The 4,878-nt window shown below is 50.3% G+C and carries 4 protein-coding genes; all 4 read left to right on the forward strand.

All coding sequences use genetic code 11. From position 1 onward, the window contains the following. Window positions 1-400, forward strand: a 400-nt coding sequence (locus tag AAF564_25970) for a hypothetical protein (protein ID MEM8489020.1), incomplete at its 5' end; no start/stop codon positions are given. Then, the gene (locus AAF564_25975; GenBank protein MEM8489021.1) at window positions 397-798 is read left to right on the forward strand and encodes a hypothetical protein; all 402 of its coding nucleotides are present in this window, start codon (window positions 397-399) and stop codon (window positions 796-798) included. The genes AAF564_25970 and AAF564_25975, both read left to right, overlap by 4 nt. A 629-nt stretch (window positions 799-1,427) precedes the next feature. Next, window positions 1,428-2,084, forward strand: coding sequence for a hypothetical protein (locus AAF564_25980; GenBank protein ID MEM8489022.1), 657 nt, complete (start codon window positions 1,428-1,430; stop codon window positions 2,082-2,084). Window positions 2,085-2,549: 465 nt separating this feature from the next. Continuing rightward, window positions 2,550-4,878, forward strand: a 2,329-nt coding sequence (locus AAF564_25985) for a hypothetical protein (protein ID MEM8489023.1), incomplete at its 3' end; no start/stop codon positions are given.

Consider the following 4,878-nt stretch of genomic DNA (forward strand, 5'->3'; position numbering starts at 1 on the left):
AAACTCGGCAAATATTTCTTTTGAAGCTCAAGAGATGATCCGATTCCTTGTTCAAACTGTTGATCACTCTGGAGCCTATGATCAATATCATGATCTTGATCTATTGTTCAAAAATGTTGAAGATAGCCGCGTATACCAGGAGCTAGATAAGCATATTAAGTTGCTTCCAATTCTTGTCAAAGCTATTGAGCGTCTGCGCGAGAGCTTTCCAAGTGAGAAATTCGTTATAGAATTCCAGGAGGACCCCGAGGGAGAAGTCGAAGGTGAATTGTATTTCGTGGTTCATACACCTGATGAACCCGAGGTAGCCATGGATAAACTTGATCTTTTTGATAATTGGTGGATTTGCCATAGTCCGGATGTGCTTAACACGCTTTCATTCCACTTAACGTACGAATGAGTTTTAACTGGCAAAATTATGTGTTGATAGCAAACCAACTTAGTCAAATGACTGGCGGCAATCTTGACGATGAAGCTCTGCTGCGGTGTGCTATCAGTAGATATTATTATTCTGTAATTATCCCCTCAAGAGACCTGATTTCTCAGAAAACGGGCAATTCTTGGCACAAAAAGAGTACGCATAAATGGACCACGGATGAACTCAATGGTTACAATGACAAGTCTTCTAACAGAGCAGCTCGAAAAGCGGCTGGCATTCTGAAGAAAATGAAGCGCAAGCGCAATATGGCTGATTATGACTCTGTTTATAGCGGGGGGATAAGTGATTTGCGCAAAGACGCATCCGAGATGGCTAATAATGCGATTAAGGTTACAAGACTGCTTCAGCAGATACAGTAGGGTGAATAACTCCTTGATAAGGTCCTGTTTGACGACTGAAATATCCTATAGTGTCCACCTCCCGTACACCCCGACCAATCAACTGTTCATAACAAGGTCATGGGGATAATCCGCTGCAAAAGTGGTTAAATCCCCCTACGCCGACAAGGGCCAAAGTGCTGGTGGATTACACGGACACTTTCCTGTATTCTTTTAGAGCGACATAGTATAGTGGGCTTGGCAATTCTGCCGGCTCTAGTCCATATCCTTCAAAAGCCATGAAAGACGCTCTTGATGTGGGGGATATGGATGGTGCTGTAGGAAAGAACACCCCCAAGAGGAGGAGGATGGCAATTGTGCGTGCCCGAAAGGCGAGGGGTTTTATTGAGAACCTACCCGTTCTTGTTTGCTCTACGCAGCTTCCAGCTCCCACTTGTAACTGTCAGCCCCCAGCTCCGAAGGAGCCGAGGGCCTAGCCGCGACCACTGAGAGATTAGGGCTCTCACAGAAGCGGTTTTCGGCGGCCTAGCAACAAGCTAAGAGGGGTAAGCCTATGAAAAAATCGCTACAATTCGCGTGTGAATATCGAGGAGCGCCGCCCGTGAGTCAATCAGTTTTGTTCACCTTCAAGCAATCTTTTTGGTTAGAAAATGCTTAATAAATCTCTGTGGGCTATCATGGCCCTTTTTGTGTTTCTGGGTACGGTGACCGCAGCTGCTCAGGATCAGTTTATGGAGTCAATGCGCGGCTGCGCCTCTATCAGTGACCAGACGAGCCGGCTGGCCTGCTTTGATAAGGCGGTAGAGCGCATTCCGCCGAGGGTAATAGCCGGCGTGCCTCTGGCGCCTGGCCAAAATAAGAGCTATGCATGCGACCTCCTTGTTAGTGAGAAGGTTGATAGGGTAAGTGGCGAGAGACAAGTAGTTAGCAATGAAGCCCTTGTAGTGTCTGGGGACGAAGGACCAAACGGACTAGCCATATTTTCGATGAAGGGAGCTGGGGAATTGATAATCGTTGGTGTTGGCTCTGTAGGTGCCAGCAAGTGCGTAGCCAAAGGTGCAAAAGTAAACCTATTGTTTAGAGATCAATCGCGAATGGAGTTGTATAACAGCAGGGAGTTTAGCTGCGAATCGAGGCACACACTCTGTTTTGGCAGCGCATGCGGCAAAAGGGAGGAGTTGAAAAAGTTAGCTACTTCAGAGCTAGAGATTATGCGCGTATGGACCGAGGATGGGTATGTAGAAGAGGAATTTACACCCGAGCAGAGCAAGACACTCATGCATACCCTGGCGTGCCTTAATAACTAGCCGGCTTACGTCAGTATGTACTTTTGGCGCATATGTATGTATTACTTGAACTTAAGGTGGATCTCTATTACCGTATAGATGCAATTCATACAGGGCGCTTGATGGAGGCGCCCATTTGCAGCTCTAAATATTGCAACTCTTTAGAATGGGGAAATAGGTTAACCTTCGGGGGTCAGCGGTGGCTGGCTCCCGTTTTTTATATTGGGGCATGACGTACAACCAAGCTCAAGCAATCCTGAAGTACTGCTCTGTGAACGGGCTGGCAAAGCCTACGATAAGTCGCCGATCTGGAAGTGATGATCATTGGCTGATGTGGTACGAGTCGTATGATATCCGCTATTTCAGTGAGAAAGGGGCTAAGCACTTTGTGCGCAGCCTGGAATATGAACAGAAGTACAACCACAGTTGAAACATCCATGGACCGTCATCTATATTAATCCTACTCGGTAAGTCTTAAAGGACGCCATGCGCAGACCTGCGCTGGCGTCCTTTTTTTATGCACTTCTCTTATTGCTGGATAGTTCGCAAGCGATGGCGCAGCAGACGGTCTTCTTCCCATTTAACAACCATTTCGATGACATCCGTGGACAGGTATTCGCGGAGATAGAGAATGTGGGTGGGGTAACGTTTGTAGGTGGTCACGTAGCAAATGCAGCGGACTTCTCGGGCAGCAGCCAGCGACTAAATAGCTCGGATAGCTTTTTCCACGGCCTGACGGGCTTCAGCTTTGAGATGGTGGGCTGGGTGCGTCTGGATGCGCTTGCACAGAACCACGGACTCTTTGGCCAAACAACTTCCAGTTACCACTGCCATGTCATCAGTACAAACAAGGTACGATGGCGAGTCAATACTGCTGGTGGCCCTGTTATTCTGGATAGCGCCACAACACTGACGGCAGATGTATGGGCTCGGGTCCGGGTAGGATACGACCACGTCGCTGGTGTGATATTCCTGCAAATAAATGACGGGACGGTAGAGACCAAAACTACAGGCGGTAGCGCGATACAGACTGGTACGCAGGATTTTTCATGGGGGTCAATTACCACATCGAACTACATGAACGGGAAGCAGGAGCTCTTCATGATGCGGCGCGAAGGGCTCTTTACCACAACAGAACTAGACGATCACTATAACAGCGGCGCCGGCCAGGCATTTAAGTCAGAGATTGAACTGGACTACGACGCTGGCGTCAATTGCACAAGGCAGCGCATACAGGCGAAGGCCGCGCAGATTGGCGGTACGGGGGCGCAGGAGTGCTACGAGCTCGTAATTGATCACACAGTGCTAACTTCGTTGCTGCATGATAGCGACAATCTGCTCTCGGCCGAGAGCGCTGGAGCCGGTTCGCTTCGCCTATCAACAGATAGTGCCGGCGCGAACATGCTGCCCTGTAAGATCAAGGCATTTACGCCAGCGAGTGGTGGAGGCAAGGTAGAGATCTATACACGCGACCCCGCTGACCTTGATGCAGATAATGGCTCAGACTTCTATATCTGGGCTATGCCGGCGGGCCACAGCAAGAGCCAGCCTCCGGCATCTCACGTTTACGGAGCACAGGCCGCCTTTCCGGATAGTGCGGTGCTAGCGCTTGTAGACAATGACTACACAGACGCAACCAGTAACGCTAATAATGGGACAGCTACTGGTGTCGCGATTTCATCTGAGGCCCCGTTTGGCGTAGAGTCTTTTCAGTTTGACGGCGTTAGTAGCCGCATCGTGATCCCTGACGACAACTCGCTTGACCTGACTGGAGATCTCTTTGTCCGTCTCTGGTTCTATGTAGACAGCGATACTGGCACTTTCCAGGGACTCTTTAACAAGCGACTGGCAACGACGAATAATTATTCGATGGCGTTTGAGGTACTGAATAATCTTGGGTTCAATTACGTCAATGCAGGCCAGTTCAGGGGGGCGACTGTTGATTTTGCTACACATTTTGGACTAGGGACATGGTTTAGCGTCTCGGGCGAGATGTCGGGATCCACGTTCACAGAAATTTTCAAGAACGCTACATCGATAGGATCAGCCAGTACAGGCGGGGATCATCCGGTAAATAGCGAAAGCTTTATTGTGGGTAACATTGAGAATGGGGCAGGGATCTTTAACCAGTTTCCGTTTCATGGCAAGATCAAGGGCCTAACGGTTTACAATACGCGGCCATCATCTGACATTAAAACCACCCTGGATAATAACCAGAAGAGCAACACAGCTTTCTGGGATAGTTCATTTGCGGTTGTATCACCTGGTGGATCTGCTGTCACCTCCATCGTCGCCTTCGATGCCGGCCTTTCATTCGCGGCAGTTGCCCAAAAGAAGGCGCTAGCGGTAGCCAGCCATGGTAGCGGGGGAGAAGCGGTGACCCGGGCGCAGAAAACCGCTGCTGCTGTCATAACACATGATGCCGGCCCTGACTACGCGGCGCGAGCTGCAAAAGCGGCGCTGGCGCTTATCGGCTACGATGCAGGCCAGGCCTACAACACCACGGGACAGAAAGGCGCATCGGCGCTAACTGGTGTACTTGCGCATGCTGCCGGCTTTACCAGTAGCGCTACGCACAAATCATCACGCGCAGGACGGGCTTCGCATGAAGCAGGGCAGACCTACAGTAATGCAGGCCAGAAAGGTGCGCTGGCGCCGGCAGGGGTGACTGCGTATGCATCGGGCTTCACGTACTCGAATACGCACACGGCAATGCGGGCAGGGCAGGCTGCACATAATGCCGGCCAAGCGGGTTCGCTACTTACAAGCAAAGCATCTATTGCTCTACTTGCGCACGCTGCCGGCTTTACTTACG

This window comes from Bacteroidota bacterium (genome assembly GCA_039111535.1).
In the GTDB taxonomy this organism is placed as follows: domain Bacteria; phylum Bacteroidota; class Rhodothermia; order Rhodothermales; family JAHQVL01; genus JBCCIM01.

What these genes read in the sequence shown, in the direction of transcription:
- AAF564_25975 (MEM8489021.1), top strand. Translation starts at nt 397, where the DNA reads ATGAGTTTTAACTGGCAAAATTATGTGTTGATAGCAAACCAACTTAGT.
- AAF564_25980 (MEM8489022.1), top strand. Translation starts at nt 1,428, where the DNA reads ATGCTTAATAAATCTCTGTGGGCTATCATGGCCCTTTTTGTGTTTCTG.